Annotated in this window: 4 protein-coding genes; 1 reads left to right on the top strand and 3 read right to left on the bottom strand. The window is 57.4% G+C overall.

What is annotated here, in order from left to right; translation table 11 throughout:
* The coding region (locus KF784_19655; protein ID MBX3121277.1) for a hypothetical protein at positions 1 to 919 on the bottom strand (919 nt) is incomplete at its 3' end.
* A gap of 234 nt (positions 920 to 1,153) precedes the next feature.
* Here KF784_19655 and KF784_19650 point away from each other — a divergent pair.
* On the top strand, positions 1,154 to 2,818 hold the full coding sequence (locus KF784_19650; GenBank protein MBX3121276.1) for a tetratricopeptide repeat protein: 1,665 nt from the start codon (positions 1,154 to 1,156) through the stop codon (positions 2,816 to 2,818).
* 548 nt (positions 2,819 to 3,366) lie between these two features.
* Here KF784_19650 and KF784_19645 read toward each other — a convergent pair.
* Together KF784_19645 and KF784_19640 are read right to left on the bottom strand one after the other, a co-directional pair.
* A complete protein-coding gene (locus KF784_19645; protein ID MBX3121275.1) occupies positions 3,367 to 3,552 on the bottom strand; it encodes a hypothetical protein in 186 nt (61 codons plus the stop codon).
* A 720-nt stretch (positions 3,553 to 4,272) separates the two neighbouring features.
* Positions 4,273 to 4,537 (bottom strand): uracil-DNA glycosylase (locus KF784_19640; GenBank protein MBX3121274.1); only part of this gene is annotated, 265 nt, incomplete at its 5' end.

Raw genomic sequence — 4,537 nt, 5'->3', positions numbered from 1 at the left:
CCACATTAATCCCTTGTAAGGGAGGCGGCGCGGCCTGAGGAGTGGAGCTTGGGGAGACACTCCCCGGGGTTGCGGAAGGTGGGAACAGGCTTGTCAGCGGCACGCCGGCAGTGGTCGCCAGAATGACACCCTTCGGAGCTGTGCCGACCGGTTCCTTCTCAGTTCCCACCGCAGAAGCCACAAAAACCTGCCCAGTCTCAAGCGCGGCACTCACCTGCGCATTGACGATTTGGTGCAGGACCGTCCCCGGGATTTGGCGGTGCTCCTCCCTGATGGCGAGCGGCTGTGCCGGCGCCTGATTCACCTCGTGCTCGGACACGGCCAAGAATTTCCCCGTTTTCACCGTTACGTCACTCCCCGCCTTCAGAGTCAGGACCTTCCCCTCTTCCGTCAACGATTCAATGCGGGCGGTTCCTTCGAGCACTCGAACTGTTTCGCCAGGAATCCCGTTCAGTAGATCATGAAAAAATGATTGCCGTTCTGCCCCGGGAACCATCGACTCTATGATTCCTCCCCGTGTTCTCACCGTTGTAAGCGGTGTTCGAAGGGTCAGGGTATCAGTCACTCTCCCGGCATTGTAAGACAGGGCGATTCGCACGGTCCCTTGATGCAGTCGCACGTCTGTTTGCCCATATTGCGCCTCCCCGATCGTCGCTCGTGCATCATGGTGTAGGGCCACGATCGTCCGATGATCCCACAGTAATTCCAATTTCCCGCCCTGTCCTGTCCGGAGTTCATCGCCGGCAGATATGAGATCGCCGAGCTTCAGCGCAACCATGCCTGACGGATCAGATGCACGCGTCTTCATCGGCGTCCCGAGAAGATCCGTCACGAGGCCAAACGCAGGCTTAGGGTTGGAGAGGGGGCGTGGCGCCTCTTGGGCCAATACCGGGATGGCCGCGCCCAACAGAACCGCCACACTCCACCCAACTACCCTTACCCACCTACTACGCGCATCCATGAGATCGATACCCCTCGCTACACACTGCCGACTTGAATCGCAGCACCAATCATGCGATCTCCGCGAGGCCTTGACCATAGCCACTTTGCAGAGATTTGGTCTCGGAAAATACAAGCCCCGTATCGTATAGTAGGGAGGCGCACAGCGACACGTCAAGGGGCGAACCTGCAGGGAGGGAGGAACTCATCACACATGCATTCGCAATGGTTACCGACCATTCCCCCATGCCACTCTCACGTTCAGCTACGACCGCTTCTCGCCGCAACATTCATGGTCGTCGTCATGCTGGTATGGTTTCCTGTGTGCTCCCTGGCGCAGCAGGCTGATGCGGAGGTACTCGTCGCCGAGGGAGTTCTGGCCTTTGACGCCAAGCAGTTTGACGAAGCGCGTGCGTTCTTCGCACGGGCCATTTCACTGAATCCAGGCCATGGGCGAGCCTTTTACTATCTCGCGCGCTGCCATCTGGCCCAAGGAAGGCCGGACCTGGCCATTGCTCCCCTCGCGACTCTTCACCAGCTTCGGCCAAACGATCTGGACGCGACCTACCAATTGGGAATCGCACATTTTGCGCTGCGGGCCGACGAGAAGGCGGCGCCGCTCTTGGAGGAGGTGTTTCAACGGGATCCGAGGCGGAAGGACTTAGGCTTTGCTGTGGGCGTACTTCGTTATCGGAAGAAGGATTATGACGGTGCCGTGGCTGCGCTGGCGAGCAACCGATCATCCGATTCGGACATTCAGCAACTTGTGATGTTTTATCGAGGCCTGGCCCTGGGAATACTCGGCCTTTCGGACCAGGCACAGGCGGAATTAATCTCCGCACAACGCGTCCAGCCCAATTCCCCGATCACCGGTGCATCCGTCCGCATCCAGGAAGCACTGACCGCCGCCGCGACACGAATGCCGGATACCAAGCGACTTCATGTGCAACTCGCAGTTGGAGGGTATTACGACGACAACGTGGCTGTGAACCCTCGCACAAGCAGCGACGTGGTTGCGGAGATTCTCCGTGCACGCACCACACAATCCCCGGGCTTCGTCACCTCCGCTAGGGGCGACTACTCCTGGTATCGCAATGGGCCGATTGAGTCGACGGTGGCCTACTCGTACTACCAGACGGTGAACACCAACAGCGGCGTGGGCGCCTTCGACATCCAAGACCACCTGGGCGCGCTGTCCGGCGTCTATCGAGGCACGTTGGGAAGCATCCCCTATGAGATCGGCGGGCAATACAGCTATGACTACATGCTTCTCGGGCTAAAGGGATTTCTCTCCCGTCACACACTCACCTTCCCCGCCGCATTCGTTCCGCCAGCGGTGACAGTGCCGGCACTCGGTCGGATGGAAAACCTCACCACCCTCCTGTATCGGTATCAGCGAAAGGACTTCTACGCGGAGCCCGGCAATAACGATCTTCGATTTGCCCCGGAATCACGCGATGCGTTCAACAGCATGCTCGGAGTTCTCCAGGCCTTTCGCTTCCGGCAAGATCAGTACATCCTCCGGTTGGGGTACCAGCACGACGTCGAGGCCGCCAGCGGATCCAGTTTCGCCTATTCAGGAGATCGAATTCAGGCAGGAGTGCAAATTGTGCTTCCTTGGTATGACCTCAACCTCAGACTCGACTACGAAGTACACTGGCGGGCGTACAACCATGTCCAAGGCATTTTCCTAGACAATACCGGAGAAGTATCCGCGCGCCGGGATATCGAGCAAGACATTTTCTGCCAAATCGCCAAGCCATTACCCCACAACCTCAACCTTGCGCTGCAATATCAGGGAGTCCTCAACGGCTCCAATATTCCCGTGTATGCCTACAGCAAGAACGTCGTGACAACCCTTCTCACCTGGTCGTATTGACCTTGTGGTGCAGATGACTCGCGACACGGTAAAGCGCGGATTTCAGGACGGAGCACGCCCGGAGACTCGCCCACGGCGGAACATCTCCGGGCCGAACCACATCCAGCTTGTCGGTCCGGTTTAACCCCGAAGCTTGGCCCTGTCCCCCATCAGGTCAAGCCCATATGCGATGTAGTTCGCTGACATGCTTGCTTCCATTCGCCTTTACGATGACCCATGACACGTCGTCCGAAATGGACACGACCTTTTGAGGCTTGGCTCCCGAGAACCTGCCGCAGGTGACCAGTAGGCGCCCGGGCGCGGTCTCATTACGCGCATCCAGCTGTCCTAACTCACGCAAACGCAGAAACGCCTTATGGCTTAGGCAGAACTAATCATAACTCTTGTTGATGACGATCTTTCGTACGACAGGTGCGCTCCTTTGGGCTCTTATCGCCCGCGCGGGCGCAAGGCCTCGCCGAGACGTCGATGCTCAGGGAGGTGACACTGATTCAGGCGGTCGGTTTCGGGTCTTGGTATCCGATAGAGTTACCGCTCCAATGCGCGTATCAACGTTCGACCCACAACCTAACTTCATCCTTATGGCCCTCACCATACCGCCTCTGAAGCACATCGCCGAAGATCGCTAAATTGCCCTGGATTTCTCCAAGATCGCTCTCCGTGATGTTCCCCGAGCTGGCTTTGAGGGGAGCCTTCAATTGCAACCAAAACTGTTGAAACTGTTCCTGTATCATTGCATTCTCCTTTATCGGTGGCGAATACCTCGCCACATCGTTGTGAGGTGAGCACGCGCGAACGCATGCAAGACCTGATGGCCTGGGATGGGAACTCTGGCGCAAAAGCGGCGAAGACCGTGGAATCAGACGCGCTAAAGATTGAAGCAGGCGCGCAAGATGGGACAGTGGGCGAGGCTCAACACGTCATGCCGCACCCTGCAGGGTGGCAACCGCCATGTCAATGGAGCCGATGCTTGTGACCGGACAGGCCATTGATCCGACGCACAGCACTTTCTTTCGGTTGTCAGCCGAGTGCTTCCGAGTGAGATGTCGCCGGAAATGCTGCCTGCACGCTATACCTCTCCGAAGCCCGACGACGGCCTTGACTAATGGAAGGTCTCTGCACGAAGGTGCCATTTCCGAATGAACAGCCCCGATCGGGCTTCGCGGCCGTACGCACCATAAGAGGAGATCCCCAATGAATCCAATGGTGAGAGCGAAAGACGGTACCGACCTGTTACAGGCGTCTGTCGAACAAGCTTCCAGGCATAGGGAGCTCACAATGGATGAGACAATCTCATCAGTGAAGGATAGATCTCGGAAGTTCAGCATCGAGGACACCCGAGATCGACCCTATCGAAGATCGGGGAACTTTCAGGGGAGTAGTCGGACGGCATGGCCACACTGGTGGGAGTATTCAGCCTCGAGACGTTTTTCTATGAAGCGATGGGCCGACGCTCAAACATCAGGAATTTGCCAATCGATTGGATCAATCCCAACATCGATGAGAGCTCGATTGACCCTCGAAAAACAACGTGAGCCGAAAAAATTCCTCGCTGACAACGGGGAGGGATGGCCGCAGGCAATGACGACGTGTTGCGGATTGGTAATCAGCGTTTGCTTCTTTTTCGCCGCCTCACCCCAGAGGACGTATACCACCCGCGTCGACCTTCGATTCACAACCTCGATGATGCGATCGGTGATTGACTCCCAACCTCGTCCA

Source organism: Fimbriimonadaceae bacterium (genome assembly GCA_019638775.1).
Lineage (GTDB): Bacteria > Armatimonadota > Fimbriimonadia > Fimbriimonadales > Fimbriimonadaceae > JAHBTD01.
The sequence above is the reverse complement of the archived record's forward strand: the minus strand, read 5'-3'. Positions and strand labels throughout refer to the sequence as shown.

What these genes read in the sequence shown, in the direction of transcription:
- KF784_19650 (MBX3121276.1), top strand. Translation starts at nt 1,154, where the DNA reads ATGCATTCGCAATGGTTACCGACCATTCCCCCATGCCACTCTCACGTT.
- KF784_19645 (MBX3121275.1), bottom strand. Translation starts at nt 3,552, where the DNA reads ATGATACAGGAACAGTTTCAACAGTTTTGGTTGCAATTGAAGGCTCCC.